This window comes from Rhizobium brockwellii (assembly GCF_000769405.2).
GTDB classification, from domain to species: domain Bacteria; phylum Pseudomonadota; class Alphaproteobacteria; order Rhizobiales; family Rhizobiaceae; genus Rhizobium; species Rhizobium brockwellii.
This window is the reverse complement of the sequence record NZ_CP053439.1, coordinates 2,428,786-2,455,685: the sequence shown is the minus strand read 5'-3', so window position 1 is coordinate 2,455,685 and position 26,900 is coordinate 2,428,786. Positions and strand designations below refer to the sequence as shown.

Here is a 26,900-nt window from a genome sequence, read left to right as displayed (position 1 = left end):
CGATTGAGACCCGTCTGTTTGTTTTTCATGCCATCATCAAGTCTGTTTGCCGGTCAGGACAGGCGCTGTCCACTCGCGTCGAAATAAAGCGGATCGCGCAACGTCAGGCTGATCCGGTCTCCCGGTGCGATCGCCAGATATGGATCCGCAAGTGTGACGAGCTTGTGATTGCCAGCCCTGATGTGCAGATGGTTCTGGTCGCCGAGATGCTCGATCCAGTCGATCTCGGCATTGGCATCCTTGCCGACAATGATGTCGAGATGTTCGGTGCGGGCGCCGACCGTCTTCGTGCCGGCCGGCGGCTGGCCGCCGGGAAGCAGGTCGGCCGGCAACAGGTTGATGTGCGGCTGGCCGAGGCGGGCGGCGACATGCAGGTTGGCGGGATTGCCGTAGATCTCGCGCGGCGTTCCGACTTGCATCAGCCGGCCCTCGGCGACGATGCCGATACGGTCGGCCATGGTCATGGCTTCCACCTGGTCGTGGGTGACATAGAGCAGCGTCGAGCCGAGTTCCTTTTGGATACGCTTCAGCTCCAGGCGCAGTTCGGCGCGCAGCTTGGCGTCGAGCGAGGACAGCGGTTCATCCATCAGATAGATCGCCGGCCGGCGCACCAGCGCGCGGCCGATCGCGACACGTTGCATCTCGCCGCCGGAAAGCCTGGTCGAGCGGTTCTCCAGCTTGTGGTCGATCCGGACCATACGTGCGACTTCGCGCACGCGCCGGTCGATCTCCGCAGTGCTGAGTTTGCGGACCGGCGCCTTCAGCGGGAAGGCGAGGTTCTCGTAAACCGTCATATGCGGATAGAGCGAATATTGCTGGAAGACGAAGGCGACGTCGCGTTCGGCGGGCGCCTCGGCGGCGACATTGCGGCCGCCGATCTCGATGCCGCCGCTATCGGGCTTTTCGAGGCCGGCGATCAGCCGCAGCGTCGTAGTCTTGCCAGCGCCGGTGGGACCGAGCAGCACGACGAACTCGCCGTCGCGGATCGAAAGATCGAGGTCAGCCAAAGCCTGGGTGTCGCCGAAGCGTTTGGCGAGGTTCCTGAGGACGACATCAGCCATGCCGGGTCTCCTGATAGAGCTGAGATGGCACCGCGCGGCCCGATGTGCAGTCGAAGAGCGCGAGTTTGGCCGGATTGAATTCGAGGCCGACCCTCTCGCCGATCTGGAAGCTGCGATTGGCAGGAACGCGGGCCTTGATCAGGCCGCCCGGGGTTTCCACAGCGACGACCTGGTTGGTGCCGAGATATTCGCTGCCATAGACGGCACCGCGGAGCGCCGAGGCGTCGCTGAAGCGGATATGCTCCGGCCGCACGCCGAGGGCCAGCTCGCTCTCGGCCATGTCCTGGTGGATCTCGGGAACGGCGACATCGATGCCGTCGAGCAGGATGGAGCGGTCGCCGCTCTTCAGACCCGAGGTGAAGCGCATGAAGTTCATCGGCGGCGAGCCGATGAAATCGGCCACATACATGGTCGCCGGCTTGGCATAGATCTCCTGCGGCGTCCCGAATTGCTCGATGACGCCATGGTTCATGACTGCGATCTTGTCGGCCATCGCCATCGCCTCGTGCTGGTCATGGGTCACGTAGACGGTGGTGGCGTGGATGCGGTTGTGCAGTTCGCGCAGTTCGTGAACCATGATCTCGCGGAATTCGGCGTCGAGCGTGCCGAGCGGCTCGTCCATCAGGAAGCATTTCGGACGCCGGACGATGGCACGGCCGAGCGCCACGCGCTGCCGGTCGCCGCCGGCAAGGCCCGAGACCGAGCGGTTGAGAATATGGTCGATCTGCAGCAGACGCGCGGTCTCCTCGACACGCTGACGGATTTCAGCCTTGGGCATGCCCTGCGACAGCAGCGGGAAGCCGATATTCTTGCGCACGTTCATATGCGGGTAGAGCGCGAAGAGTTGGAAGACGAAGGCGATGTCGCGGGCGCTGGCGCGGTTGAAGGTGACGTCCTCGCCGTCGAGATAAATCTTGCCGCTGCTCGGCAGTTCGAGGCCAGCGATCATGCGCAGCGTCGTCGTCTTGCCGCAGCCTGATGGACCGAGAAGCGCCAGGAACTCGCCGTCATGGACGATGAAACTGGAATCCTGGACGGCGACGAAACTGCCGAACTCTTTGCGGAGATTTTCGATCCGGATGTCCGCCATGGTTCACTCCGGGAATTTCGAAACGATGATGAACATGACGGTGCCTGCAAGCAGGGTCACCAGCGAATAGGTGTAGAACACCAGCAGGAAGGGCTGGAACAGCATCAGGAAGCCCAACCCGATCAGCACGGTCGCGATGGTTTCCATCGGGCCGCGGCGCAGGAAGAACGGCCGTTTCGGGCGGGCTGGGGTGGGTGTTTCGATCAGATGGCTCATTTGCGGACGGCTCCGAAGGTGATGCCGCGCAGCAGTTGTTTGCGCAGGAGAATGGTGAAGACGAGGATCGGGATCAGGAAGATCGTCGTGCCAGCCGCGACCGCCGGCCAGTCCTGTCCGCCTTCGCCGATGATCGTCGGGATGAAGGGTGGCGCGGTCTGGGCCTCGCCCGAGGTCAGAAGAGCGGCGAAGGCATATTCATTCCAGGCGAAGATCAGGCAGAAGATCGCGGTTGCGGCAATGCCGGTCGTTGCCTGCGGCAGCACGACCTTGCGGAAGGCTTGCAGTCTCGTATAGCCGTCGATCATCGCCGCTTCCTCGTATTCGCGCGGGATTTCGTCGATGAAGCCCTTGAGCAGCCACACTGCGAGCGAGACGTTGACGGCGGTGTAGAGCAGGATCATGCCCAAGGCCGTGTCGGACAGGCCTAGCTCGCGATACATCAGGTAGATCGGAATGGCGACGGCGATCGGCGGCATCATTCGCGTCGACAGGATGAAGAAAAGCAGGTCGTCGGCGAGCGGCACCTTGAAGCGGGAGAAGCCATAGGCGGCGAGCGTGCCGAGGAAGACCGCGAGGAAGGTGGAGCCGAAGGCGATCACCAGCGAATTGAGGAAGCGCGGCAGGAAGTTCGATGGGCCTGCTATCACCATATTGCGCTTGCGCGTCACCTCATCGCAGGTGCCGACCGGCGCCGGCAGCGAGGCGATATAATCAGGCGTCTGCCGGGTGCGTGTCGTGAAGAGGTTGCAATAACCTTCGAGCGACGGTGTGAAGACGATCTTCGGGGGATAGCTGATCGAATCCGGCGGCGACTTGATGCTGGTCAGGAAGATCCAGACGAGCGGGATGAGGGTGATCAGCGCATAGATGACGACGATGGTGCCGGCGATGCGCTTGCTGGACAGGCTCGGTACAACGACCGAATGGGCTGAATTGGCGGCGCTCATCGTTGCTTCACCTTGTTCAATGCCTTGACGTAGATGTTGGCGAGGCCGAACACCGCGACGAAGAGGATGATGGCGAAGGCCGAGGCGCGGCCGGTCGCCCAGCTTTCGAAGGCGGCGCGCTTCAGCGTGATCGAGGCGACCTCTGTGACCGAGCCCGGCCCGCCGCCGGTGAGCAGCGTCACCATGTCGAACATCTTGAAATTCTCGATGCCGCGGAAAAGCACGGCGAGCATGATGAAGGGCAGGGCCATCGGCACGGTGATCGACCAGAACTGGCGCCACGGCGAGGCGCGGTCGACCTCGGCCGCCTCGTAGATATAGTCGGGGATCGAGCGCAGGCCGGCGAGGCAGATCAGCATGACATAGGGCGTCCACATCCAGGTATCGACGATGATGATCGCCCAGGGCGCCAGCGTGACGTTGCCGAGCATCTGGATATCCGAGGTCGGAATGCCTGACACCAGCGACACGGCATAGGCGAAGAGGCCGATCTGCGGCTCATAGAGAAAGCGCCAGAAATTGCCGACCACGGCAGGCGACAGCATCATCGGGATGAGGATGATCGTCGTCCAGAAGGCGTGGCCGCGAAACTTGCGGTCGATCAGATAGGCGAGCGTGAAGCCGATCACCGTCTGCAATACGATCGTCCAGAAGACGAAATGTGCGGTTGTTTGCATTGCCTGCCAGATATCGGGATCGTTCAGAACGCGCTGGTAGTTTCCAAAGCCGACGCCCTGGACCGGCGCATTCGGCCGGTTGGCGCGGTAATTGGTGAAGGAGAGATAGACCGCCCAAAGCAGCGGGAAGATGTTGATCGCCAAGAGCAGGGTGATGGCAGGCGCAATGAACAGCCAGGCGATCGCCCTGTCGGAGAGGCCGCGGACGCGCCGGGCGACCGAGACCGGCGTTGCCCTGGCTGTCGCGTCGACCGCCTTCTCGACGATGGAGGAATGAGAAATGGTCAAGTTTTCACCCGGTCTTTTGGGGGTATGGGAGATCTGGCGGCCCGGCTCGTCTGCCGATCCGGGCCGCCATCCTGGTGAGGATGGCGCGCAGAGGGATGCCGCGCGTCAGATCTTGCCGTCGTCCTTGAAGACGTCGCTCCAGTCCTTCACCAGGCCGTCGAGCGCTTCTTTGGCGGTGCCGTTGCCGGCGACCACGTAGTTGTGGACGCGCTTCTGCATGGCCTGCAGCAGCGAGGCGTAGCTTGGTTCGGCCCAGAAGTCCTTGACGATCGCCATCGAGTCCAGGAAGGCCTGGGCATAGGGTTGGCTCTTGGCAAAGTCCGGCGCATTGACGACGGAGTTCAGGCAGGAGAAGCCGCCGAGTTCCCACCACTTGGCCTGCACATCTGGCTGTGCGAACCATTTTATGTATTGCAGGGCAGCGTCGCGCTTGTCGGAGTAGGAAACCACCGAGATGCCCTGGCCGCCGAGCTGGGCGAAATGCGCCTTTTCAGCCGGATTGGGGAAGAAGCCGATCCTCTCGCCGCCGACCTTCTCGTCCTTGTAAAGGCCGGGCCAGGTGAAGGCGAAGTTCATCTGCATGGCGACCTGACCGGATTTGAAGGCGTCGGCGGATTCGACCATGTAGACGTTGGAGCTGCCGGGCGGGGTGCAGCAATCATAGAGTGACTTGTAGAATTCGAGGCCCTTGACCGCGTCGTCCGAGTTGACAAAGCCTTCCATGTCGTAGGGCTTCTTCGGGTTCTCGTACTGGAAGCCCCAGTCGTAGAGGACGTTGGTCACACCCATGGTGATGCCTTCGGAGCCGCGCTCGGTATAGATCGAGGCACCGTAGACCGTCTTGCCGTCGATCTGACGCTTTTGGAAGAACTCGGCGATTTGCTTCAGCTCGTCATAGGTCTTCGGCGCGGCGAGATCGTGGCCGTATTTCTCCTTGAATTCCTTCTGCAGTTCCGGCTTCTCGAACCAGTCCTTGCGGTAGGTCCAGCCGACGACGTCGCCCATGGCAGGCAGCGCCCAGTAGTTCGGCGTGTTCTTCGGCCATTCCGAGTAGCCGACGACCGTCGCCGGCACGAAGTCATCCATCTTGATGCCTTCCTTGTCGAAGAAGTCGTTGAGCTTGACGTAATGGCCGTTCTCGGCCGAGCCGCCGATCCACTGGCTGTCCCCGATGATGAGGTCGCAGAGCTTGCCGTGCGAATTCAGCTCGTTGAGGAAGCGATCGGCATAACTCGTCCAGGGAACGAATTCGAACTTCATCTGCGTGCCGGTCTTGGCGGTGAAATCCTTCGACAGCTCGACCAGCGCATTGGCGGGGTCCCATGCGGCCCAACACAGCGTCAGTTCATCGGCTTTGGCGAGATTGGGCAATGCCGACGACATGACGAATGCCGTGGCCAGCCCGAAAAGGGCTTTCGATGTTTTCTGCATAAGTTCCTCCCAGAACCAAGGGCCGGCTCCCCGCCGGCGTCGCATGTTCACCCACTTCAGAGAATGCTCACATGAACTCCTCAATCATCATGTTTAGCAATATGTTTAGTGATATCTATTTTTATAAACATTGCAAGCGCCAATCGTTGCTGCAATGCGACAGGTGTCGCACCACGTGGGCGGATAGTTTTTGGGGTCGATCTTTTTTCGGCAGATCTCGAAAAATTCTTTGGCGAGCGTACCGATGCAGCGACATCTGGCCTCGCTGCGACATGGATCGCACGGTATGGACTGCGCGCCGCTCCTGTTTTTCCCCGGAGCGGATCAAGCTTGGCCTCGCTTCGGCGGGGCCTTTTTCTTGAATCCTTTCTTGGGATCGATAGCGGCGAGCTATCCGGCTGCATCGGGAATATTCCTGCGTAGTGCGAGATTTAGCCTTTCCGCCCGGCTGCAACGGGCGTATTCAGCCAGTGCGCGGGTTTCCATGTCCGTGCTCCTCCGCGCGGCAGATCTCCGATCGACTTCCTTCCCGTTTCCCTGTCGCGTCATCCGGAATTTTTATTGGCAGATCGATGACCACGGCAGAGACGAGCGAGAATGGGCAAGAGGCCGCGAGCGGCCGCCAGGCGAAGATCGTGGCACTGGTCGTTGCCGTTTCCTTCTTCATGCAGATCCTCGACGGTACGATCGTTACCACCTCGTTGCCGCAGATGGCGGCAAGCTTCGGCGTGCAGCCGGTGTCGATGAGCATCGGCATCACTGTCTACATGCTGACGATGGCCGCCTTCATTCCGCTGTCGGGCTGGCTCGGCGACCGATTCGGTGCGCGCCGCATTTTCCTGATGTCGATTGCCGTCTTTACCGGCGCCTCGCTGTTTTGCGGGCTGTCCGGCAGCCTTGCGGAGTTTGTGCTGTGGCGCGCAGTGCAGGGGGCGGGCAGCGCGCTGATGACGCCGGTCGGGCGTATCATCGTGCTGAAAAACGCCCGCAAGTCGGAACTCATCCAGGCGATCGCGCTGATCACCTGGCCGGCGCTGACGGCGCCGGTGATCGGCCCGGTGCTCGGCGGCTTCATCACCACCTATGCCAGCTGGCACTGGAACTTCCTCATCAACATCCCGATCGGCATTCTCGGCATCGCGCTGGTGTTGCGTTTCGTGCCGGAGCAGCGTGAGACCAATCCCGGTCGGCTGGATCTCATGGGCTTCGTCCTCAGTGCCGCGGGCCTGACCTTCCTGCTCGCCGCCCTCGAACTCTCGGTCAAATGGGAAGGCGGACTTTTGCTCGTCATATCAATGCTGGCGGCGGGCATCGTGCTGTCGGTCATGGCGACGCGGCATTTCCTCGCCGTCGACAATCCCCTGCTCGACCTTTCAGCCTTCCGCATCCAGACCTTCTCGATGTCGACGCTGTCGGCGGGCACCGCTTGCCGGATGGCGATCAATGCGACGCCGTTCCTGCTGCCTCTGCTGTTTCAGCTCGGCTTCGGCCTGAGCTCGATTGCCGCCGGCGCCTATCTGCTCGTCTATTTCCTCGGCAATTTCAGCATGAAGGCGGTGACGACGCCGCTGCTGCGCTTCTTCGGCTTTCGCACCGTGCTTGGGGTCAATGGGCTGATCGCGGCGCTTTCGATCGCCGCCTGCGGTTTCCTTTCGCCGGAGACGCCGCCGTTTTTCATCCATGCGCTCCTCTTTCTCGCCGGCCTGTCGCGGTCGATGGAATTCACCGCGCTGAACACGTTGGCCTTCGCCGATATCGGCCCGGCGCAGCGAAGCTCGGCCTCGACGCTGTCGAGCATGCTGCAGCAGGTATCGATGCTGCTCGGCGTGGCGGTGGCGGCGGCCGTGCTCAATATCGGCTCGGCTCTCAGGGGCGCCGACAATCCGGTTCTTGCCGATTTCCACTGGGCTTTCGTCGTGGTCGGCGCGATCGGCGTCGTCTCGTCGCTGCGCTTCCTGCAACTGCCGGCAGAGGCAGGGGCCGAAGTATCCGGCCATCGGAAATTCCAGAAAAATTAGCTTATGGGCGGAACCAATTGGGCCGCTCGGCGTTTATGCATCTCATTTCAGGTTGTTCGTTTTCCATCTCCTTCAGCGGCTTCCATGGGGATCCCCCAGGCCAGGGTCATGTTCTGAAAATGCCGGATTCCCGACATCCTCCTTCCGCGCCGCCTGCGACAAGAGCGAGGGATAACTGCTGTTTACCCCAGGCGGCCAATGCAATACGACATTGCCTTGCGGACGACTCTGACGCTTGCGGGCGGTCGTCGCTGCGAGAGAACGCCGGGAGACAGAATGAGCAATTCTAACGGCGATGCGGATGCTCCGATCCACATCCTCTATATCGACGACGACGAGGGGCTTGCCCTACTGATGCAGAAAAACCTGCATCAGTGTGGCTTTTCGGTCGAGTGGGCCGAGAGCGGCGCTGCCGGTCTTGCGAGACTCGGCGGAGGCGGTATCGACGCCATCGTGCTCGATCATATCCTGGCCGACGAGACCGGCCTCGACATTCTTCCCTGCATCATGGCGATGCCGGATCATCCGCCGGTGATCTATGCGACGGGTTCGGACGATACAAGCATCGCGGTCGCGGCGCTGAAGGCCGGCGCCGACGATTACATGCTCAAGGGGATCTCAGCCGATTATTTCGACCTGCTCGCCGCCGCGCTCGAACAGGCGCTGGAGCGGGCGCGTTTTCGCCGCGAGACGGCGCAGGCGCAGGAGGTGATCCGCCAGCAGCGTGACCTTGCCGAAATGCTGCTTGCCGAGGTCAATCACCGCATCGCCAACAGCCTCGGCCTCGTTGGCGCGCTGATCCGCATGCAATCCTCGATGACCACGGATCAAGTGGCGATCGACGCGCTGCACGAAACGCAGATGCGCATCAACGCCATCGCCAGCGTACACCGCCGGCTCTACACCAATCGGCAGGTCGGCTCGGTCCAGGTCGACGAATATCTGAACAGCCTGCTCACCGAACTTGAAGCCTCGATGCGCGACGACAAACGGCCGCATCGGATCGTGCTCACCGCGCAGGCGGTCAATCTGGCGACCGACAAGGTGATCACGCTCGGGCTGATCGTCAGTGAACTCGTCACCAATGCCTTCAAATACGCCTATCCGGACAGCGTGCCGGGCGAGATCCGCGTCATCGTCGACCAGACGGAAGAGGCATTGCGTGTCATCGTCGAGGATGACGGCGCCGGTTTCGACCCATCGAGCCCGGCAAGAGGAACCGGCCTTGGTACACGCATTCTGACGGCGATGGCCGCCAGCTTGAAATCGGATTTCGCCTATGACCCCGGCCACGACGGAACCAAGGCGACGCTGGTGTTTTCGTTGCATGAGGGGAAGTAGCGTTTGACGCTGGACTCGACGATGTTTCTCTCGTTTGCCGCATACAGCACGCCGTTTGTCCTATCTCTACAATAGTTTATCGACATCGCATCAAGGAGCATGACGCTAGGGGAGGAGACATGACGACGATTCGCCCACCGAAGGAAGTCTATGATTTCTGGTTCGTCAGATGCGGCCGGGAGCTATGGTTCCGCGCGTCGCCTGACCTCGACGCGGAGATCAGCACGGTCTTTCGCGATACCCATCTGGCCCTTGCCGCGGATGTTGGGGCCGAATGGCGGGCGGATGCGGAGAGCCGGCTGGCGGCTGTGATCGTGCTCGACCAGTTTCCTCGCAACATCTATCGCGGCACGGCGCTTGCCATTGCGACCGATGGGCTGGCGCTTCGGGAAGCCAAGCTCGCTTTGGCATCGGGCGCTGATCGGGCGGTCGAGGCGGCATGCCGTACCTTTTTCTACATGCCCTTCGAACATGCCGAGGACCTTGGGGAGCAGGAGCGATCGGTGGAACTGTTTGGCGCGCTCGGCGATGCGGAATATCTCGATTATGCGATCCGCCACCGCGACGTGATCGCCGCCTACGGCCGCTTTCCTCACCGCAATGCCATGCTTGGACGCGAGTCGACGGCTGAGGAATGCGACTATCTCTCTCGGCCCGATGCCGGTTTCTAAGGGTTTCCAGGGAGCTTCCGCCTTTCTGTCGCCTTTCTTTACTAAGACAAGCTGGCATTCTATTCCGACGACAACCTTTCCCGGAGGCGCTTTTGCGGCTGAGACCGATCCTGCTTCGCACCATTCTTCTGCTGACGCTGGCGGTCGCGGGTGCGCATTTCAAGGGTGCTGCGGCCTTCGCACAGGAGCCGCAGGCACCGGCGGCGGCGCAGGCGCCGCTCGCCGATACGCCGTTCGACCAGGCGACAAAGGAGATCGACAAGGCGAAGGTCCAGCTGACGGCGCTTCAGGACGGCGTCAAGCAGAATGCCGACAACGACGATGCCCTGGTCGGGCTTGCGACCAAGGCTGACGAGCTCAGCCGCGCCGTCATCACCATATCGGTCAATCTCAGGCCGCGTTTTGACCAGATCAAGAACCGGCTTGCCGAGATCGGCGATCCGCCGAAGGACGGGCAGCCGCCGGAATCCGAGGTCGTCACCCAGGAGCGCAACGCGCTCGCTGCCGAACGTGCGCAGATCAACGCGCTGACGGGCGATGCCGAAAACCTGTCGATCACGGTGACGAAGCTCGTCAACGAGATCACCGAGATGCGGCGGCGGCTGTTTGCCGATACGCTGCTCCGGCGCACCGAGATTTCGGTCTCGGTGCTCGACGATGCCGGCAGCGCCTTTGTGCACGAGGCCAGCGAATTCTCGCAGGCCCTGTCGAGCTGGGCCACCTTTGTTTGGAAATTCAAGCGTTTCCCGATGTTTGCCGCGATCTTCCTGTCGCTCGCCTCGGCGCTGATCCTGCTCTCGGGCAGTTACCGGCTGTTCGGCTCCTACCTGCAGCGCGACGAGGCAGTCGAGAACCCGTCCTATATCGGCCGGCTGTCGATCGCCTTCTGGTCGACGTTGATCCGCACGCTGGCGCTCTCGGTGTTGCTCGTCACCTCGTTCTTTTTCCTTAACGGGTTCAATGTGCTGAGGCCCGATATCGCACCTGTCATCGGTGCGCTCTTCGGGGCGATCGGGCTCGTCTATTTCGTCGGCCGCTTCGTCAATGCCATCTTTGCGCCGCACGAACCGCGCTGGCGCCTCGTTCGGCTTTCCAATCTCGGCGCGCGCTCAATCGGCTACTGCCTGCTGGCGATGGCGATCGTTAATGCGCTCGATTATCTGTTCGGCACGATCGGCGAGGCGATGGGCTCGCCGCTCGTGCTGACCGTGGTCAGAAGCCTGATTGCTGCGCTGATCATCGGCCTGATCCTGATCGCGGTCTCATTCGGCAAGCCGATGCTGGCCAGGAACGGCGATCCCGATGCGCCGGGAAGGCATTGGCCGCGCGGCATGGCGATCATACTGCGGGTGGTCGGCGCCGGCCTCATCCTCACCGCGCTGACCGGTTATGTTGGGCTGGCGCGCTTCGTCGCCACGCAGCTCATCATTACCGGCGCCGTCGTCGTCACCATGTATGTCGGCCTGCTTTCCGGCAAGGCGATATCAAGGCAGGAGAGCTTCGGCGACACCTTCTTCGCAAGCTTCCTGACGCGCCGCTTCAAGCTCGGACCGGTGGCGATCGACCAGGCCGGCCTGCTTGTCGGTCTTGCCATCTATGCGGTGGCGCTTCTCGTCGGCATCCCGCTGATCCTGCTGCTCTGGGGCTTCCATGTGCAGGACCTCCAGATTCTTGCCTACAGGCTATTCACCGAGGTCAGGCTCGGCGGTATCAGCATATCGCTGCTCGGCATCTGCACCGGCATCCTGCTGTTTGCCGGCGTGTATTTGCTGACGCGCTGGCTGCAGCGCTGGCTCGACGGCAATGTCATGGCAAGAAGCCATGTCGATCTCGGCGTGCGCAATTCGGTCAAGACGGGCATCGGCTATCTCGGCGTCGGCATCGCGGCGATCATCGGCGTTTCGGCGGCCGGCATCGATCTGTCGAGCTTCGCGCTCGTCGCCTCCGCACTTTCGGTCGGTATCGGTTTCGGCCTGCAGAACATCGTCTCCAACTTCGTCTCCGGCCTGATCCTGCTCGTCGAACGGCCGTTCAAGGTCGGAGACCATGTCGTTTCCGGCACGGCCGAAGGCATCGTCAAACGCATTTCGGTGCGCGCCACGGAGATCGAGACCTTCCGCAAGCAGTCGATCATCGTGCCGAATTCGGAGTTGATCAACGGCCTCGTCGGCAACTGGACACACCGCAACAAGATCGGTCGCTCGGAAATTCCGGTTTCCGTCGCCTACAACGCCGATCCGCAGCAGGTGATGGACATCCTACTTGAACTGACGGCCAAGATACCGCTCGTCATGCGCAATCCCGAGCCACATGTCGAATTCCTGCGCTTCGGGCCCTATTCGCTGGATTTCGAGCTGCGCTTCTTCCTCGCCGACATGGGTGACGGCATGGCGGTGCGCAACAATCTCAGGATCGAGATCCTTAAGCGCTTCAAGGCCGAGGGCATCGAGATCCCGCTGCCGCAGACCGATCTTACCATCCATCGAGAGGCTCGTCCCGCGCTTGCCGATGCGGGCAGGGATCAACCCAACGAGCAGGAAAACTCGGCGGACACGCCCATGGAGGAGGAGCAGCCGGTGCGGCAATTGCGCAGCAAGACGGCAGACGGCAATCGGAAAGGCTGAACGGGTCATTCAGCCATCATTCACAGCTATATGTGCATGATCTCCACTATCGGGATCGCTGCCGGGGGCAGCACCGATCGTTCGAGGGGAGGGCGCGCCAGCGCCGCCGCACATGATGGCAAGATTTGCCGCCGTTCTGCTTGTCCCGCTGCTTGCCGCGCCCGCGGCTGAAGCGGCATCCATCACCAATACCGATCCAGCCGCCGTCGTGCTCGTCATCACCGAGGGCGGCCAGCGCGTCGAGGTCGTCGTCGATGCCGGTGCTTCGGAAAGCCTCTGCCCCTCGGGCTGCTTCATGACGACGCCCGACGGCGACCGCATCGGGCTCGACGGCGGCGAGACGATCGACATCGTCAAGGGCTCGGCGGTCGTCAAGTAGATTATCGCGCTCAAATTTCTCCGGGATTGGGAACCGTTCCCGGCCCGCCAACCGGGCGCGTCAGCCGCATAATGGTGAAGAATGCGGCGACGGCGACGGTGCTGAGCAATGCTGCGATCGACAGCGACCATGAGACGCCGAGATTGCCCATCAAGAAGGCGAGCGCGAACGGCGCCATCGAGGAGACGACGAGACGCACCGACATGATTTGTCCTTGCCGCCGGCCGTAGCCATCGCTTCCGAAGAGCGCTAGCGGCAAGGTTCCGTAGACGATGCTGTTAAGGCCCGAGCCGAGGCCGAAGACGACGGCGAAGACCAATGCGCCGGGCATCGAGGGTGCGGTGGCGATGAGGATGACAAGCGCTGTCGGCAGCAGGATGGCGCAGATGATCGCCAGCATCACTTGCGACAAGCTCTCGCCGAAGACCATGTTGATAAGGCGGCTCAGCACTTGCGACGGGCCGAAGAGCGTTCCGACCACCACCGCCATGGCGCCGAGGCCGAGTGCCGACATCACAGGCACCATGTGCACCAGAAGCGCCGAGTTCACGAAGCTTTCCAAAGCAAAGCCCGTCACCATCAGGATAAAGGCCGGCCTGCGTACCGATGGCGGAAGGCTCGGCTCGACGCGTTTTGTGGCCTCGTCTCCGGTCCGTCTCCTGGTTTGGCTGACGCCACGGGAGAGCCAGGCATGAATGGGAAGGCAGACAACGAGATTGAGCGCGGCGAAGATCAGATAGACGTTCTGCCAGGAGAGATGCGCATGCAGCGCCGTGGTGATCGGCCAGAAAATGGTCGAGGCGAAGCCGGCGATCAGGGTCAGATAGGTGATGCTGCGCTGGGCGACCTGCGGCCTGATCTGCACGAGCAGGGCGAAGGCTGCGCCATATTGCACCAGGTTCGAGGCGATCTCGATACCGATCAATGCCGCGACGAAAGCGATCTTTCCCGGCGCGAAGGCGCAGGCGACGAGGGCGGCGGCGGCAATCGCCGAGCCTGATGTCATGATCCAGCCAGCGCCGAAGCGATCGATCCACGTGCCCATGAGAGGTGCGGCCAGACCGCCGATCAGAAGGGCCACAGAGAGCGCGCCGAAGATCCATTCCGATGACCAGCCCAAATCACGGGCCATGTCGGGGGCGAGGATGCTGAAGCTGTAATAGAGCGATCCATAACCGATGATCTGCGTCAGCCCGAGTGCGGCGATGGCCGCTACCGGCGGTCGTTCGGTGCTGGCGATGGTCATAGGGATCTGAGGCTCACGCGCTGTTCGAGCTTTTCGACTTCTTCCTTCCGCTCGCTGTAGCGGTCGGTCAGATAGTTCGAGGCGTCACGGGTCAGCAGCGTGAATTTCACCAATTCCTCGCATACGTCGACGACGCGGTCGTAATAGGACGAGGGTTTCATACGGCCGTCCGCGTCGAATTCCTGGAAAGCTTTGGCAACCGAGGACTGATTGGGAATTGCGATCATCCGCATCCATCGTCCAAGGATGCGGAGCTGGCTTACCGCATTGAAGGACTGGGAGCCGCCAGAGACCTGCATCACCGCCAGCGTCTTGCCTTGCGTCGGCCGAACCGAGCCGACCGACAATGGAATCCAGTCGATCTGCGCTTTCATGATGCCGGTCATCGCGCCATGACGTTCGGGGCTGACCCACACCTGGCCTTCAGACCATGCCGACCATTCGCGCAACTCCTGAACTTTCGGGTGGCTCGCCGGCGCCGCATCAGGCAGCGGCAGACCTTCCGGATTGAAGATGCGCACTTCGCAGCCGAAATATTCGAGCAGCCGCGCGGCCTCCTGTGCGAGGAAGCGGCTGTAGGACACTGCTCGCAACGAGCCATAAAGGATCAGGATGCGCGGCTTGTGCGTCGAGAACGCCGGCCTGAGCGCGTCCATATCCGGTTGACGCAGATGCATCGGTGATATGGCAGGCAAATCAGACAATGCGCTTGCCTCCGGCATCGAGCACCTTCTCGCCGTCTTCCTTGGTGAAGGCGCCCTGATGCGTTTCCGGCAGGATTTCGAGAACAAGTTCCGACGGCCGCGACAGACGCGTGCCGAGCGGCGTGATGACGAAGGGCCGGTTGATCAGGATCGGGTTTTTCAGCATCGCGTCCAGCAATTGCTCGTCGGTAAGATCAGGGTTGTCGAGGCCGAGCTCCGCATAGGGCGTGCCCTTTTCGCGGATCGCCTCGCGAACACTCAAACCTGCATCCGCAATCATCTTGATTAGCTGGTCGCGCGACGGTGGGTTTTTCAGATATTCGATAACGTTGGGCTCAATGCCGGCGTTCTGGATCATCGCAAGCGTGTTGCGCGAGGTGCCGCATTCGGGGTTGTGATAGATCGTAACATCTATGGTCATCAGGCGGATTCCGTCTTGGTGAGAGTTTCAGGATCGCGGGCTTCCATCAGCAGCCATCCCGCAAGCATCAGCGCCAGCAAGGCGCCGAGGACTTCAGCGGCGATAAAGCCCGGTAGATCGATCGGGCGGATGCCGGAAAAGGTGTGCGTCAGCGATCGAGCAATCGCGACGGCGGGATTGGCAAAGGACGTGGAGGCGGTGAACCAGTAGGCGGCGGTGATATAAAGGCCGACCAGCCATGCCACGGCATCGGCGCGAAAGCGCACACCGGCTAAGATGACAAAGACGAGGCCGAAGGTTGCCGTCACTTCAGAGAGCCATTGCGCGCCGCCGGTGCGCACGGTTTCCGAGGCCTGCAGCACGGGAAGGGCGAACATCGCATGAGCGAGCATCGTTCCGGCAATGCCGCCGACGATCTGCGCGGCGATATAGGCGGGAACCGAGGAGGCAGGCAGTTCGCGCCGGAGCGCAAACACCAGCGACACGACCGGATTGAAATGAGCCCCGGAAATCGGGCCTAAGATCGTGATCAGGACGACGAGGATTGCCCCCGTTGCCAGCGTATTACCGAGCAGCGCAAGCGCCGTATCGTCCGTCAGGCTATCCGCCATGATGCCCGAGCCGACGACGGTTGCTACGAGCAGCAGCGTGCCGAGCGCTTCGGTGACCAGTCGTCGAGACGGGGGGAACACCGGCGCGCTCATGCCGGCAGGCTCCGGACCATCAGGGTGGCCGATGCCGGGCACAGGCTTGCGGCCTGCCGCGTCGTCAGGATCTCGGCCGGCGCTTCATCGCGAGCGATCGGACGAAAGCCGAGCGATTGAAAGAAGGGGGCGGCTGTTTCTGTCAACAGATAGGCGGCAGTTGCGCCTTTCCCTTGGGCCTGATCGAGCAGCCCAATGGTGATCGCATGGCCGAAGCCAAAGCCTTGCTGATCGGACAGCACGACAATGGAACGCAGGAGTACAGTCTCGCCATAGAGTTCCAGCCCGCCGAAGCCGACCGTCTCGCCGCCACGTGAAAACCGATAGAAGCTTCGGCCGGCGTCTGTGAGGTCATCGACCGGAAGCCCGGCGCCTGCGAGCGCGCCGCGAAGTCTGTCGTCGTGCCCTTCCAAGGCCTGCTGGTTCAAATCGAAACCCATCAGCTCGCCTTGGGCAGTTTGATGCTGGCGCCTTCCATAGTGCCGATCTGGCGCAGGTGCGATTCCAGGGCGAGCTTGTCGATCGAGGAAAGAGGCAGGCTCAAAAAAGCGCTGATCCGGTTCTTGAGGAAGCGGGCGGCCTGCGCGAAAGCGCGGCCTTTGTCGACTTCGCTGCCCTCGACGACAGCGGGGTCCTCGACGCCCCAATGGGCGGTCATCGGATGACCGATCCAGACGGGACAAGCCTCGCCGGCAGCGCTGTCGCAAACCGTAAAGATGAAGTCCATCTCCGGAGCGCCCGGCTCGGCGAATTCGTCCCAGCTCTTTGAGCGGAAGCCGGCTGTTGGGTAGCCCTGCGCCGCAAGCTCCTTCAGCGCATGGGGATTGACTTCACCCTTCGCTGGCTGCCGGCCGAATAGGCCTTGAATCGACCCTTGCCTTCGGTCTCCAGGATGGATTCCGCCAAGATCGAGCGGGCAGAATTGCCCGTACAGAGAAAGAGCACATTGTAAACGCGGTCGGGGGTCATTGCAGTTCCTCCTTGGTTGCAGGTGCACAGCATGCAGCGACGGCAGCAGCCGGCGCGCAGATCTCAGGGTTCCCGCCGCAGCAGTCTTCCATCAGGAAACGGATCAGGCCGCCGAGCGCCTCGTAATTGGCGGTGTAGATGATCGAGCGGGATTCGCGCTGCTGTGTAATCAGGCCCGAGCGTTCGAGCTCCTTTAGGTGGAAGGAGATATTAGAGGGCGAGACCTCCGCCTTCTCAGCGATCGCGCCCGCCGCCATGCCGTCGGGACCCGAAACCACGAGCATGCGGACGATGTGAAGGCGGGTTTCCTGCGAGAGCGCGCCGAATGCGATGAGGGCTTGACGTTGATCCATATTTCAATAATCCTTGAATCATTGAAACGATGATTAGCGCAAATGAACGTCATCGACAACAGCAAAATTCAAGAGAACGACATCGATCTCGGCCTGCTGCTCAGTGTGCTTACCGGCGCCAAGGATTCTCCGCTGATTTTCTATTATGACGGCAAGGCGGTGAAGCCTGGCTATCATGTCACCGAGGTCAAGGCGGGCCAATTCTCGGCGTTGGATTGCGGCGCCAATCCAGAAGCGTGGGCGGAAATCTTCATCCAGCTCTGGGATATCGAGGAAGGCGACCGCACGCATATGCCGGCCGGCAAGTTCCATGCAATCATCCGCAAGGTTTCCGATCATGTGCAACTGGATGGTTCGGCGAAGCTGACCTTCGAAGTCAGCGACGGCGTGCGGCCAATGCAGCTTTATTGCGCGGCGATGCCGGTTCTTCGCGCCGGCGCCGTCCATGTTACGCTTTCGCCGCGGCCGGCAAGCTGCAAGCCGCGCGATCGCTGGCTGGCAGAGGAAAACAGCAAGGCGGCGGCCTGCTGTGGGCCGCAAGCGGCAGCGAGCGGCTGCTGCGCGTAACGACACATAAGATCGCGCGGCAGGGCAGGGTGGCGGCGAGATCAGGATCATATTGACTGACCACCAGTCAGTCATGAGTGCATTTCCTGCGCGCGCTGGGACTGCCGTCAGGCATTGATTGAGAGCTGGGCATCCCACCATCTGAGCACCCGCATCGCCCGGAGCGTCACCCACCGCGAGGGTTTGCCTTGCCCGTCATCGACCTCGAACCACACCCGACCGGCAGGGCTCCCGTCGAGCGGCCAGGTGCCGTCCTGCAAGCGTCTGGAACGAAGGTGGTCGATTGCCTCGCCGAGGCGCGGATCGGGATCGGCGCCGGTCAGGATCGCGCTGGCGCGGAAATAATCGAGCGCGCGCAAACTGTCGTAGCGCCAGCGGTTCGGATGCAGGAAGCGCAGAAAGCGCTCGTCGGCCGGCTCGCCGGTGCCGAGGCGGCGGAAGAGGTTGCGGGCCAGCAGAAACTCCTCGCCCGTCCTGCGCGCCTCTCGAGACCGATACGTGCCGCCGGTCGATCGCTGGTATTCCAGCAAGCCTTCCAGCACGTTGATGGTGCTGGCGAAAGATGAGCGGACAGAGCCATTGATCCGCTCGCAGTTCCAGCCGCCGTCGTCGAGACGCTCGCCGGCCAGCCTGTCGACGATGGGCGAGACGTCGATCCCGAAATAGGCGCCGTCGGCAACGGTGCGGCCGTTGATGCACTCCTCGACTTCGCCCTCCCAGTAGGGCCGGCCGCCTTCTTCCCAACGGGCGTTGGCACCGATCAATTTGACGGTGCGCCTGGCGCACCTACAGGCGGGATCGAGACCGAACTCCCGCAATTGCGATAGCGAGAAGGTCGTGGCCGTCCACGGCTGGCCACGCTCCTTCCACTCGCGCGGGTCGAAACCGGCGGGCAGGAAGGCGCCGCCTGCCCATTGCCCGTCCTCATCCTGGCAGGAGAGCAGCCTGGCGCCCCAGCCCTCGGTCTCGACTTTGGCCCGCTCAGTCATCCATTCCCGCTCGGGGACGTCGAGCAGATCGCGCATCACCTGCCATCGGATCGACGGATCGGAGTCGAGGAGCCATTCGATCACCGGGTCGGATTGGAGCATGGGCGAACCTGTCGGCGGGTCGGGGTGGATGGTTTGTTTATAATCGCTTCGGCCAAGCGGTACCAGCCGAAGGGGATCCGGGAAAATCGTCTAAATCCGACGTGCTCGCGGCAGGCGCTGGCGCTGGCCATGCTGCGGCCGGACTACGCCAAGGAAGGCACAAAGCTGAAGATCAAAATCCTCGGATCGCCCTATAATGCGATGGCTGTCGGCGAAAGCCCGTTCGATGCCGAGAATGCGGCGCTTTGCGCCCCATTTCTTAATCATATCCGCAAAGAAATCGGAGCCTGCCCCATCGGGCCGCCTCTTCGTTTAGAACTGGGCGCGCCGATTAATAATTATTCAAATCAATTGATGTATCAGTTTGATCCGGGGACAGATTTTACATCAAAGGTTTGCTATGGCGTTTCTAGGTATTTCGGGGATGCAATATTCCGGGGAAATGTTTGCTGGTGCGCGTATTATTGTCGCGGAAGATTCCAACGTATTCACCTCGATGATCAGCAAACGCCTCAAGGAGCTGTTCGACATCGATGTCGAGATCTGCCGCAGCTTCGAGGATCTGCAGCTTTCCTACGACAAGTCTTCCGATCCGATCACGCTGGCGATCTCAAACATCAACCTGCCCGGCGCCGAAAACGGCGAAGCGCTCGAATATCTGGTCGATCTCTCCATACCCACCATCGTCTTCACCGGCACCTTCCATGAAAACATGCGCGATAAGCTGATGGCCAAGGATATCGTCGACTATATCCTCAAGGACAATATCTTCGCCGTCGACCTTCTGGCGGAATCGATTTGCCGCTTCCTCACCAATCATCGCCACCACGTGCTGATCGTCGACGATAGCGCGACGGCGCGCGCCCTGCTGTCGAGCCGGCTGAAGCGCTACAATTTCCGTGTCAGCGTCGCCGAGAGCGGCGGCAAGGCGCTGGAAATCCTGAAGGCCAACCGCGATATCGGCCTTGTCATCACCGACTACAACATGCCCGACATCGACGGCTTCGAACTGACGCGGCGCATCCGCGCCAGTATCGGCTCGCACGAACTGCGCATCATCGGCGTTTCCTCCTCCTCGAACCGGCTGCTTTCGGCACGATTCCTGAAGGCCGGCGGCAATGATTTCATGCTGCGCCCCTTCATCGACGAGGAGTTCTACTGCCGCGTCAACCAGAACCTCGATACGCTGCTGCAAATTCAATCGATGCGCAAGGAACGGGCGGTTGCCTGACGGCCCTTCCAGTATCGGTGTCGCCAGGGGGGCGGATATCACCGTCGGGGACAGTCGTCGAATTTCTGCAATTACAGGTAATATCGCCGTTATTTGTCCCCTTCACGCGCACCGGCCTCTCGGTTATCGTCCCCACCGGGGAGAGGGCCGAGTCGCGCCCATCGGACGCATGGGGGAATAGCGGCTGTGGCTTTTCAAGCGGATTTTCTGCGGGATGGCATCGGGTTACGCTCCGGCGGGCTCAAAATACTTCTGGTTGAAGATTCCCGGATGTTTTCCGCGGTGCTCTGTCACCGGTTCCAGACGGAGCTCGGCCTTGCCGTCAAATCCTGCCCGTCGCTGAAGGCTCTTCGCAAGGAACTTGCCGACGACGCTCACGGCTACACCATGGCCGTCGTCGATCTCAACCTGCCGGATTCGCCCTATGGCGAAGCGCTCGACTGCACGATCGAGCACGATATCCCGGCAATCGTCTTTACCGCGACATTTGATCTCAACACGCGCAACAAGATCATGGAGCGCAACGTCATCGATTACGTGTTGAAGGACAATGAATTCGCGCTCGACAATCTGGTCGCCACCGTCCGGCGGGCGATCTCCAACCGCAAGACGCGGGTGCTCGTCGTCGACGATGTCGTCTCGGCGCGCCAGGTGCTCGTCGACCTCCTGAAGGCACAACAATATCTCGTCGTCGAGGCAAATTCGGGGCTCGAGGCGCTGGCAGCACTCGAGGCCTACAGCGATATCGAGCTTGTCGTCACCGACCACCATATGCCCGATATGAGCGGCTATGAGCTGACGCGGCGCATCCGCCATCGTTTCGGCTCGGACAGGCTGCGTGTCATTGGCGTTTCCTCCTCCAACGACCGCATGCTTTCGGCGAGTTTCCTCAAGGCCGGCGCCAGCGACTTCGTCTACCGGCCCTTCGTCGCCGAGGAACTGCAATGCCGCATCGCCAACAATGCCGAAACGCTGGCGCAGATGCGGCAGCTGAGGGCGGCGGCGGCCTGCGACTATCTGACCGGCCTCTATAACCGCCGCTATTTCTACGACAACGGCCCGAAACTTGTGAATGAGTGCTTGCGGCTGAAGGTGCCGAGCTCCGTCGCCATTCTCGATATCGACCATTTCAAGCGGTTGAACGATACCTATGGCCACGAGATCGGCGACAAGGTGCTGAAGGCTGTCGCAAACAGGCTGTTCACGATCTTCGAGGGCAGCGACAATCTTCTCTCGCGGCTCGGGGGCGAGGAATTCGCCATCCTCTTCCCGCAGATGGATTCCGCTGCCGCGACCAAGCTCTGCGACGAGATCCGCTCGGACATTTCGCGGCTGAAGGTCACGGCCGACGACGAGGAACTCGGCGTCACGATTTCGATCGGCATCGCCGAGATCGCCGGTTATGAAACCTTCGAAAATTACCTCAACGCCGCCGACCAGTTTCTCTACATGGCTAAACACAGGGGCCGCAACCAGGTCTACTCCGACGCCAGGATGACGGAAGAGGCGGCGCAGTAGCGCCTCCGGGGCGGGGCCAAGCCGCCGCCCTTTATCTCAGGCGGCGACGATCTTTTCGCGTCAGGCGAGATCAGCTTTCAACGTCTCAAGCGGCGACGGCCCCTCTTGTTGTCTCAAGCGGCGACGGCCTGGCGAGCGGTCGCCATGGTCATCTTGCGCTCGGCGCGCTCCTGCTGCGGCGAGCGGTGGTAGAGTTCGCGATAACACTTGGAGAAATGCGAGGCTGAGACGAAGCCGCAGGCGACGGCAACCTCGACGACTGGCATCGAAGACTGCACCAGAAGATGGCGCGCACGGTCGAGGCGGATTTCCAGATAGTAGCGGGCCGGTGAGCGGCCCATCTCCTGGCGGAACAGCCGTTCGATCTGGCGACGGGAAAGGCCGGCGCCGTCGGCGATCTCGATCAACGACAGCGGCTCGGCGAGATTGCCTTCCATCAGCTCGATGATCGACAGCACCTTGGCATTCTGCACGCCGAGACGGGCGCGCAGTGGCAGACGCTGGCGGTCGTGCGGGTTGCGCACGCGGTCAGTCAGGTGCTGCTCGCAGATGCGGTTGACAAGGCTTTCTCCAAAGTCCTCGCCGACGAGGTTCAGCATCATGTCGAGCGAGGCGGTGCCGCCGGCGCAGGTATAGAGATTGCCGTCGATCTCGTAGAGGTCGGCATAGACCTCCGCCTGCGGGAAGGCTTCCGAAAAGCCCGGCAGGTTTTCCCAGTGGATGGCGCAACGCTTGCCGTTCAGGAGGCCGGCCTGGGCAAGCACATGCGCGCCCGTACAGAGGCTGCCGACGGCGACGCCGCGATTGTAGCATTCACGCAGCCAGGCATTGACCGACTTGTTGTTGAACTGCTCGACATCGATACCGGAACAGACGAGCACCATGCCCGGCCGGTTTTCGCCGCCGAGATGACGGCGCTCCTCGGCAAGCGAGGAATTGGCCTCGACGCCGATGCCGCAGGAGGAATAGACCTTTTCTCCATCGACGGAGGTCAGCCGCCAGGTATAGGCCTGATAGCCGAGCATGCGATTGGCGATGCGCAAGGTGTCCACGGCCGCCGAAAAGGGCAGCATGGTGAATTGCGGTACCATAAAGAAGACTACCGAACGCTTCTTGATCTGCATCCTGTTCATAGCGAAATCCATGCTCGAGGGGCGATAACACATTCGTTGCGCGGAATGCGTCGCGCCGATGTCCTGAAAGCGACACTGGCATGGAAAAATGCGGCCGGGAAGAGCAAATATGCGACATCGGCCACGATTTGGCCGGTGAAACTGCCGGAATGGCTGCGGATGGGGCGGATGACGGGCTGATAGGCGACTGAAATTCAAGACTGAAAAGGGCTTGGGAATGGACGGTCAGGCCACGAAAAAGGCGACGTTGCGTAGTGCAGGCGCCGCCCTTATCTTGGGAGGAATGTCGCATTCATTACATGGTCCGGTGTTTGCTGTCGTCCGTGCTCGGCCAGCCGATGTCCTTGCGGATGTCGAAGGGCATGGCTTCGATTTCGCGAGCCGTCTGCCAGCGTGTCCAGGCGAGGGTGAGCTTGCGGGCATAATGTGCCAGATCGAAGCGGCCGTGGCCGGAGGTGAGGGACTTACCACCACCGCGATAGGTGAGCGTGGTCATTTTCCAGTTCCTTTCTAGGGTCAGGGGCATGGTCGTCAATGGGAGGTTCGTCCATGTCCATGATCACAATATGGGTCCTGGGAACTCATCATTCAAACGAATAGAACTTATGGATAACATCAGAGATATTGAATGATGGCGGTGGGCCGGCAGTCGATGGTGACAGCCTGTCATCAACATGAATTCCCCGGTTTTCCCCTCTGGGGAAAGCAAATCCGCAGCTAAGCATGATGCCGAAAACCGAGCGGCTTTCGGCTCTATTTTTTGATTCAAATCCGGGTCAGATTTTAGGCCGGCCCGGCCCAAAATCATCCGCATCTAATGTGCAGCGGTCGGGGTGATGATCCCGAGATTGCCAAGCCCGACGACGATCAACTGGACTGCGACTGCGGTCAGCAGGATGCCAAAGACGACCTCCGAGACGATCATGGTGACTGGCTTCATGCGTTTGGCGAGCTTGTCGATGTTGGTGAACACCAGATAGTCGAACGCGCCGACGATCAGAATCAGAGCGGTGACGAGTATCGCGCTGGCGATTGAGACGACTTCGCCGGAGGCGATGATGATGACCGTGATGCCGACAGGATTGAGCAGGTAAGGGACCGCAAGCGGAAATACGGCCAGCTTGTCTGGATCGACGGGAGCCGCAATGTCGTCATGCGGCTTTTCTGTCGGTCCTGATGCCATCTTGATGGCGATCAGCGCGAGGATGATGCCGCCGGCGACGGCGACCGCGCCGCCCGTGATGTGGAGAAGCCGCATCAGCAGAGCGCCGGTGGCGAAAAGGATCAGCGCCGTAACGACGGCTATCAGCACCATCTGACGGCCGATGCGCACCTTGGTTTCAGTATCGAAGGCGTGGGTCTTTTCCAGAAACGGCACCAGGGCAATCTTCGGCCCCATGCCGATTAGAAGCAGCAGGAGAAGTTTTCCGACGAGTGCGGCATCGATGACTGTGAAATCCATAGAACGTGCCCTCTAAATTTGTGACGCGGAAATCGAGACCCTCCCCAGTCGGGGGGAAGATAGTGACGAAGAGAACCAAACGAACTCGCCAGTCTTTCTGCGAGCACTTAGCGCGGGCACACATCCCAGAAGCCCGTCGTCTTGGCGGGCGAGGTGTAATACCAGCATTGACCGGATTGCGGCGGCGTACCTGCCAGTGAAACTGCGGCAGCTCCGGCGACGAAGCCGATGGCAGCACCCGCGGCGATGGCGGTGCCCGGACGCCAATAGCGGCGAGGGGCGACGACCACGACGCCACGCCGGACGGGCGGGCGAACCACGGGAGCTGTTCGGCGCCCGACCGCAGCGCATCCGCGTGGTCCGCAGGCTGCGGCGCCACAGCCTCTCGGACCGCATGCCGCCACGCCACGACGGGCGGCTTCGGCCGTTGCGGGAACGAAGACGGGCGCGCTAACCGTCATCATGACGGCAAGTGTCGCAAGCATGTGCGATAGAGTGACCAGGATCTTCATTTCATTTCCTCCCATTGCTCTCGTGTTTCGTTTTATTGGCTAAAAGCGCCGGCTTCAGGCCGGACCCGCAGCGGCGGCCGCGTTGTGGGCGGCGAGCGTCTGCTGGGCCGCAGCTGCAATAGCGTCGTCCCTGCCGCCCGAGACCTGGACGGTCGGCACGGCGAGCTTGATGCCGTTTTCGTTGAACGCCTCATGGATCATCCGCAGGGCCCGCCGCTTCAGCGTGAACTGCTGGCCCGGAAGCGTCATGACCTTCATCCGCAGGAGCAGGCCTGAGTCGCCGAGGCTGTCTATCCCCTGCATCTTCAACGGCTCGATCGTCGTCGGCTTGAACTCCGGATCCTCGAACAGCTCCAGACCGATCTTCTTGATGATCTTGCGGGCCTTCTCGATGTCGGAATCGTAGGTGATGGTGATCGTCATCTTCTCGATCGCCCAGTCGCGGCTCATGTTCTGGACTGCTCCAAGCTCGCTGAAGGGCACGATGTAGACCGCGCCGCGCTGGTGCCGGAGCTTGATGGATCGCAGGCTGAAGGACTCGACGGTGCCCTTGTAGCTGCCGCTTTGAATATACTCTCCCACCCGGAAAGCGTCGTCGAGCAGGTAGAACATCCCGCTGATCACGTCCTTGACGACAGTCTGCGCACCGAATCCGATGGCGACGCCGACCACGCCGGCACCGGCGATCAATGGGCCGATTTCGACGCCGAGCGACGACAGCGCCATCATGATCGCAATGGCGACGAAGAGGATCATCAGGAAATTGCGAAGGATCGGTAGGAGTGTTCTGAGACGCGTGCGCCGCCGCTCTCGTTCGCTACCGACTTCCAAGACGGCCTCGGTGTCGCCTAGCTTGCGATCGATCAGCACTTTCACGACGCTCCAGGCGAGATCGACGACCAGAAGAATGATCCCGGCGCTCAGAAGGCCACGCACGAGGCGTAGAAGCGGCGAATCCTGCATCGTCATTTGCGTCAGCCTGATATCGAGCGCGCCGGCAAGCAGGATGATGGCGCCGACGATCAGCGCCGCCCTGATGCCGCGCTCGACGATCACCGAGACGACGGTGCCTTTCTTGTGGCCGTCCTCTTCGTCCGTGGAAGAGCGCAGAATACTGTTGACCGACGCCTTGGTGAGGGCGATGGCACCGGGCAGGGCGGCACAGACCACCGCGATCCAGAACAGCCTCATGGCGCCGACCACCCACAGCAGCCAGACGGCAACGAAATAGACCGTCCAGAGCCAGTTCCGCGCCCGCAGGCCGATCCGGCTCGCTCGACCGGCGGCCAATTGAGACGGACGTCTCCAGACGGCTTCGATGCCGATGAAGAGCAGCACGAGGCCGAGAGAATAGGCGGCGAGCTGTCGGGCCGGGACGGAAAAGCCGAGAGTGCCGAGCAGGCGGATGCTCACCCAGCCAAAGGCATACCATCCGACGAGATAGCCCAGGCGTTTTGCCCAGTGGCCGGCGGCATCGCTTGTGATCGGGACGACACGAAATCCACCCTCTTCCTCGGCCCGCGGCGCCAGGAACACGTCGAAAAGCGCGCTCGCCAGACGGAAGACGACGATTGCGAAGAGATACCCGACGACGATCTCCCTGATGACTGGCGGCCATTGGAACAGCAGGAAGAAGCCGATGCTGCCGAGACCGAACGAAAGGACGTAACATGCCGCCCACAGAATCCTAGCAGTCAATGCGATCACTCTTTCCACAACCGTCGCATAGGGTGCACGTGCCATCCATGAGCGCCAGCCGGCGCTGATCCACCAGAACAGCCATTGCGCGGCCAGCCCGACGGCGACGAAGGCCGCGACCAGGAAGATCGGCCGCGTCCCGCCATTCGCCTGGACGTCCTGGTCGAGTATGGCTGCACCACGCATGATCTCCGAAGGAAAGGACTGGATAGCCCCGAGAAGGTTGGAAGCGTGGACACGGAACCGCATCGTGAATTCCGAGAATGAGGGGTCGGCGTTCGGCGTTGCGACGGGTGGTTCCGTTACCGCCTTTGCTGCTTCCGATTGCTGCTGCAGGAAGCGCTGGACGTCAGGATCAGAAAACATGCCGATAAAGCGCTGGACACTTTCAGGCTGTGGGCTCGCAGGCGTGGCGCTCTGCGCCACGGCACCTGAGGCACAAAGGAGAATGGACGCCAGGATGGCTCCGGCGAGAAGCGGTCTAACCATGCGGATCTTGGAAAGTGGTAGCATCGTCTATCCTGATCTCGATGAAGCTGTTCCGT

26 protein-coding genes and 1 pseudogene are annotated in these 26,900 nt (G+C 61.4%); 8 read left to right on the top strand and 19 right to left on the bottom strand.

All coding sequences use genetic code 11. The annotated features are described in order from the left end of the window. Positions 1-53: 53 nt before the first annotated feature. The 6 genes from RLCC275e_RS12285 to RLCC275e_RS12260 all read right to left on the bottom strand — a co-directional run bounded on the left by RLCC275e_RS12285 (position 54) and on the right by RLCC275e_RS12260 (position 5,713). Complete coding sequence (locus RLCC275e_RS12285; protein WP_033182194.1) at positions 54-1,061, bottom strand: ABC transporter ATP-binding protein; 1,008 nt, start codon at positions 1,059-1,061, stop codon at positions 54-56. Beyond that, positions 1,054-2,151: an ABC transporter ATP-binding protein gene (locus RLCC275e_RS12280; protein ID WP_033182195.1), complete on the bottom strand. Its 1,098-nt coding sequence runs from the start codon at positions 2,149-2,151 to the stop codon at positions 1,054-1,056. Before RLCC275e_RS12280 ends, RLCC275e_RS12285 begins: the two co-directional genes overlap by 8 nt. Before the next feature lie 3 nt (positions 2,152-2,154). After that, positions 2,155-2,367, bottom strand: coding sequence for a hypothetical protein (locus RLCC275e_RS12275; RefSeq protein WP_033182196.1), 213 nt, complete (start codon positions 2,365-2,367; stop codon positions 2,155-2,157). Beyond that, positions 2,364-3,317, bottom strand: coding sequence for a carbohydrate ABC transporter permease (locus RLCC275e_RS12270; RefSeq protein ID WP_033182197.1), 954 nt, complete (start codon positions 3,315-3,317; stop codon positions 2,364-2,366). The genes RLCC275e_RS12275 and RLCC275e_RS12270 overlap by 4 nt, the downstream gene beginning before the upstream one ends. Further along, the gene (locus RLCC275e_RS12265; protein WP_033182198.1) at positions 3,314-4,282 is read right to left on the bottom strand and encodes a carbohydrate ABC transporter permease; all 969 of its coding nucleotides are present in this window, start codon (positions 4,280-4,282) and stop codon (positions 3,314-3,316) included. The genes RLCC275e_RS12270 and RLCC275e_RS12265 overlap by 4 nt, the downstream gene beginning before the upstream one ends. A 105-nt stretch (positions 4,283-4,387) precedes the next feature. Beyond that, a complete protein-coding gene (locus tag RLCC275e_RS12260) occupies positions 4,388-5,713 on the bottom strand; it encodes an ABC transporter substrate-binding protein (protein ID WP_130707708.1) in 1,326 nt (441 codons plus the stop codon). 572 nt (positions 5,714-6,285) lie between these two features. Between RLCC275e_RS12260 and RLCC275e_RS12255 the strand changes: the two genes are divergently transcribed. The 5 genes from RLCC275e_RS12255 (at position 6,286) to RLCC275e_RS12235 (ending at position 12,746) form a co-directional block, all read left to right on the top strand. Further along, positions 6,286-7,731 carry an MFS transporter gene (locus tag RLCC275e_RS12255; protein ID WP_033182199.1) on the top strand — a complete coding sequence of 482 codons (1,446 nt, stop codon included), beginning with the start codon at positions 6,286-6,288 and terminating at the stop codon, positions 7,729-7,731. 276 nt (positions 7,732-8,007) lie between these two features. Continuing rightward, positions 8,008-9,072, top strand: a complete 1,065-nt coding sequence (locus RLCC275e_RS12250) for a histidine kinase dimerization/phosphoacceptor domain -containing protein (protein WP_033182200.1) — start codon at positions 8,008-8,010, stop codon at positions 9,070-9,072. A gap of 119 nt (positions 9,073-9,191) precedes the next feature. Further along, the gene (locus RLCC275e_RS12245; protein ID WP_033182201.1) at positions 9,192-9,743 is read left to right on the top strand and encodes a DUF924 family protein; all 552 of its coding nucleotides are present in this window, start codon (positions 9,192-9,194) and stop codon (positions 9,741-9,743) included. Between the two features lie 92 nt (positions 9,744-9,835). Continuing rightward, positions 9,836-12,367, top strand: a complete 2,532-nt coding sequence (locus tag RLCC275e_RS12240) for a mechanosensitive ion channel family protein (protein WP_033182202.1) — start codon at positions 9,836-9,838, stop codon at positions 12,365-12,367. 112 nt (positions 12,368-12,479) lie between these two features. Beyond that, entirely contained in the window at positions 12,480-12,746 is a 267-nt protein-coding gene (locus RLCC275e_RS12235) for a hypothetical protein (RefSeq protein WP_033182203.1), read from the top strand. Between the two features lie 10 nt (positions 12,747-12,756). On the opposite strand, the gene arsK is transcribed toward RLCC275e_RS12235, so the two are convergent. From arsK to RLCC275e_RS12200, 7 genes and pseudogenes are all read right to left on the bottom strand, one after another. After that, positions 12,757-13,992, bottom strand: coding sequence for an arsenite efflux MFS transporter ArsK (arsK, locus tag RLCC275e_RS12230; RefSeq protein ID WP_033182204.1), 1,236 nt, complete (start codon positions 13,990-13,992; stop codon positions 12,757-12,759). After that, entirely contained in the window at positions 13,989-14,714 is a 726-nt protein-coding gene (gene arsH, locus RLCC275e_RS12225) for an arsenical resistance protein ArsH (protein ID WP_033182205.1), read from the bottom strand. Before arsH ends, arsK begins: the two co-directional genes overlap by 4 nt. Then, positions 14,689-15,117 carry an arsenate reductase (glutaredoxin) gene (gene arsC / locus RLCC275e_RS12220; protein WP_033182206.1) on the bottom strand — a complete coding sequence of 143 codons (429 nt, stop codon included), beginning with the start codon at positions 15,115-15,117 and terminating at the stop codon, positions 14,689-14,691. Before arsC ends, arsH begins: the two co-directional genes overlap by 26 nt. Then, the gene (locus tag RLCC275e_RS12215; protein WP_033182207.1) at positions 15,117-15,821 is read right to left on the bottom strand and encodes an aquaporin; all 705 of its coding nucleotides are present in this window, start codon (positions 15,819-15,821) and stop codon (positions 15,117-15,119) included. Before RLCC275e_RS12215 ends, arsC begins: the two co-directional genes overlap by 1 nt. Then, positions 15,818-16,261: an arsenic resistance N-acetyltransferase ArsN2 gene (arsN2, locus tag RLCC275e_RS12210; protein ID WP_033182208.1), complete on the bottom strand. Its 444-nt coding sequence runs from the start codon at positions 16,259-16,261 to the stop codon at positions 15,818-15,820. Before arsN2 ends, RLCC275e_RS12215 begins: the two co-directional genes overlap by 4 nt. After that, positions 16,261-16,790 (bottom strand): annotated as a pseudogene (locus tag RLCC275e_RS12205) (arsenate reductase ArsC). Before RLCC275e_RS12205 ends, arsN2 begins: the two are co-directional and overlap by 1 nt. Continuing rightward, positions 16,787-17,143: an ArsR/SmtB family transcription factor gene (locus RLCC275e_RS12200; RefSeq protein WP_018074548.1), complete on the bottom strand. Its 357-nt coding sequence runs from the start codon at positions 17,141-17,143 to the stop codon at positions 16,787-16,789. The pseudogene RLCC275e_RS12205 and the gene RLCC275e_RS12200 overlap by 4 nt, the downstream one beginning before the upstream one ends. 42 nt (positions 17,144-17,185) lie before the next feature. Between RLCC275e_RS12200 and RLCC275e_RS12195 the strand changes: the two genes are divergently transcribed. Next, the gene (locus RLCC275e_RS12195; protein WP_033182209.1) at positions 17,186-17,710 is read left to right on the top strand and encodes a DUF6428 family protein; all 525 of its coding nucleotides are present in this window, start codon (positions 17,186-17,188) and stop codon (positions 17,708-17,710) included. A 107-nt stretch (positions 17,711-17,817) separates the two neighbouring features. Here the strand turns inward: RLCC275e_RS12195 and RLCC275e_RS12190 are convergent, their stop codons facing one another. Then, a complete protein-coding gene (locus tag RLCC275e_RS12190) occupies positions 17,818-18,801 on the bottom strand; it encodes a hypothetical protein (protein ID WP_033182210.1) in 984 nt (327 codons plus the stop codon). Positions 18,802-19,201: 400 nt separating this feature from the next. On the opposite strand from RLCC275e_RS12190, the gene RLCC275e_RS12185 reads away from it, so the two are divergent. Further along, positions 19,202-20,032, top strand: a complete 831-nt coding sequence (locus RLCC275e_RS12185) for a response regulator (RefSeq protein WP_003560232.1) — start codon at positions 19,202-19,204, stop codon at positions 20,030-20,032. A gap of 186 nt (positions 20,033-20,218) precedes the next feature. Beyond that, positions 20,219-21,550, top strand: a complete 1,332-nt coding sequence (locus tag RLCC275e_RS12180; protein WP_033182211.1) for a diguanylate cyclase — start codon at positions 20,219-20,221, stop codon at positions 21,548-21,550. 113 nt (positions 21,551-21,663) lie between these two features. Here the strand turns inward: RLCC275e_RS12180 and RLCC275e_RS12175 are convergent, their stop codons facing one another. The 5 genes from RLCC275e_RS12175 to RLCC275e_RS12155 all read right to left on the bottom strand — a co-directional run bounded on the left by RLCC275e_RS12175 (position 21,664) and on the right by RLCC275e_RS12155 (position 26,868). After that, a complete protein-coding gene (locus RLCC275e_RS12175) occupies positions 21,664-22,683 on the bottom strand; it encodes a GlxA family transcriptional regulator (RefSeq protein WP_003540607.1) in 1,020 nt (339 codons plus the stop codon). A 295-nt stretch (positions 22,684-22,978) separates the two neighbouring features. Continuing rightward, the gene (locus RLCC275e_RS12170; protein WP_027684136.1) at positions 22,979-23,179 is read right to left on the bottom strand and encodes a hypothetical protein; all 201 of its coding nucleotides are present in this window, start codon (positions 23,177-23,179) and stop codon (positions 22,979-22,981) included. A 318-nt stretch (positions 23,180-23,497) separates the two neighbouring features. Continuing rightward, the gene (locus tag RLCC275e_RS12165) at positions 23,498-24,145 is read right to left on the bottom strand and encodes a MarC family protein (protein WP_033182212.1); all 648 of its coding nucleotides are present in this window, start codon (positions 24,143-24,145) and stop codon (positions 23,498-23,500) included. Positions 24,146-24,252: 107 nt separating this feature from the next. Further along, positions 24,253-24,657, bottom strand: a complete 405-nt coding sequence (locus RLCC275e_RS12160; protein ID WP_033182213.1) for a hypothetical protein — start codon at positions 24,655-24,657, stop codon at positions 24,253-24,255. A 54-nt stretch (positions 24,658-24,711) separates the two neighbouring features. Further along, entirely contained in the window at positions 24,712-26,868 is a 2,157-nt protein-coding gene (locus tag RLCC275e_RS12155) for a mechanosensitive ion channel family protein (protein WP_033182214.1), read from the bottom strand. Between the last annotated feature and the right edge of the window lie 32 nt (positions 26,869-26,900).

Excerpts from the sequence above, each read along its gene's own strand:
- RLCC275e_RS12170 (WP_027684136.1), bottom strand. The coding sequence starts at position 23,179 with ATGACCACGCTCACCTATCGCGGTGGTGGTAAGTCCCTCACCTCCGGC.
- RLCC275e_RS12285 (WP_033182194.1), bottom strand. The coding sequence starts at position 1,061 with ATGGCTGATGTCGTCCTCAGGAACCTCGCCAAACGCTTCGGCGACACC.
- arsN2 (WP_033182208.1), bottom strand. The coding sequence starts at position 16,261 with ATGGGTTTCGATTTGAACCAGCAGGCCTTGGAAGGGCACGACGACAGA.
- RLCC275e_RS12165 (WP_033182212.1), bottom strand. The coding sequence starts at position 24,145 with ATGGATTTCACAGTCATCGATGCCGCACTCGTCGGAAAACTTCTCCTG.
- RLCC275e_RS12235 (WP_033182203.1), top strand. The coding sequence starts at position 12,480 with ATGATGGCAAGATTTGCCGCCGTTCTGCTTGTCCCGCTGCTTGCCGCG.
- RLCC275e_RS12270 (WP_033182197.1), bottom strand. The coding sequence starts at position 3,317 with ATGAGCGCCGCCAATTCAGCCCATTCGGTCGTTGTACCGAGCCTGTCC.
- RLCC275e_RS12255 (WP_033182199.1), top strand. The coding sequence starts at position 6,286 with ATGACCACGGCAGAGACGAGCGAGAATGGGCAAGAGGCCGCGAGCGGC.
- RLCC275e_RS12175 (WP_003540607.1), bottom strand. The coding sequence starts at position 22,683 with ATGAACAGGATGCAGATCAAGAAGCGTTCGGTAGTCTTCTTTATGGTA.
- arsC (WP_033182206.1), bottom strand. The coding sequence starts at position 15,117 with ATGACCATAGATGTTACGATCTATCACAACCCCGAATGCGGCACCTCG.
- RLCC275e_RS12245 (WP_033182201.1), top strand. The coding sequence starts at position 9,192 with ATGACGACGATTCGCCCACCGAAGGAAGTCTATGATTTCTGGTTCGTC.
- RLCC275e_RS12200 (WP_018074548.1), bottom strand. The coding sequence starts at position 17,143 with ATGGATCAACGTCAAGCCCTCATCGCATTCGGCGCGCTCTCGCAGGAA.
- arsK (WP_033182204.1), bottom strand. The coding sequence starts at position 13,992 with ATGACCATCGCCAGCACCGAACGACCGCCGGTAGCGGCCATCGCCGCA.
- arsH (WP_033182205.1), bottom strand. The coding sequence starts at position 14,714 with ATGCCGGAGGCAAGCGCATTGTCTGATTTGCCTGCCATATCACCGATG.
- RLCC275e_RS12155 (WP_033182214.1), bottom strand. The coding sequence starts at position 26,868 with ATGCTACCACTTTCCAAGATCCGCATGGTTAGACCGCTTCTCGCCGGA.
- RLCC275e_RS12195 (WP_033182209.1), top strand. The coding sequence starts at position 17,186 with ATGAACGTCATCGACAACAGCAAAATTCAAGAGAACGACATCGATCTC.
- RLCC275e_RS12160 (WP_033182213.1), bottom strand. The coding sequence starts at position 24,657 with ATGAAGATCCTGGTCACTCTATCGCACATGCTTGCGACACTTGCCGTC.
- RLCC275e_RS12185 (WP_003560232.1), top strand. The coding sequence starts at position 19,202 with ATGGCGTTTCTAGGTATTTCGGGGATGCAATATTCCGGGGAAATGTTT.
- RLCC275e_RS12260 (WP_130707708.1), bottom strand. The coding sequence starts at position 5,713 with ATGCAGAAAACATCGAAAGCCCTTTTCGGGCTGGCCACGGCATTCGTC.
- RLCC275e_RS12280 (WP_033182195.1), bottom strand. The coding sequence starts at position 2,151 with ATGGCGGACATCCGGATCGAAAATCTCCGCAAAGAGTTCGGCAGTTTC.
- RLCC275e_RS12275 (WP_033182196.1), bottom strand. The coding sequence starts at position 2,367 with ATGAGCCATCTGATCGAAACACCCACCCCAGCCCGCCCGAAACGGCCG.
- RLCC275e_RS12190 (WP_033182210.1), bottom strand. The coding sequence starts at position 18,801 with ATGCTCCAATCCGACCCGGTGATCGAATGGCTCCTCGACTCCGATCCG.
- RLCC275e_RS12215 (WP_033182207.1), bottom strand. The coding sequence starts at position 15,821 with ATGAGCGCGCCGGTGTTCCCCCCGTCTCGACGACTGGTCACCGAAGCG.
- RLCC275e_RS12250 (WP_033182200.1), top strand. The coding sequence starts at position 8,008 with ATGAGCAATTCTAACGGCGATGCGGATGCTCCGATCCACATCCTCTAT.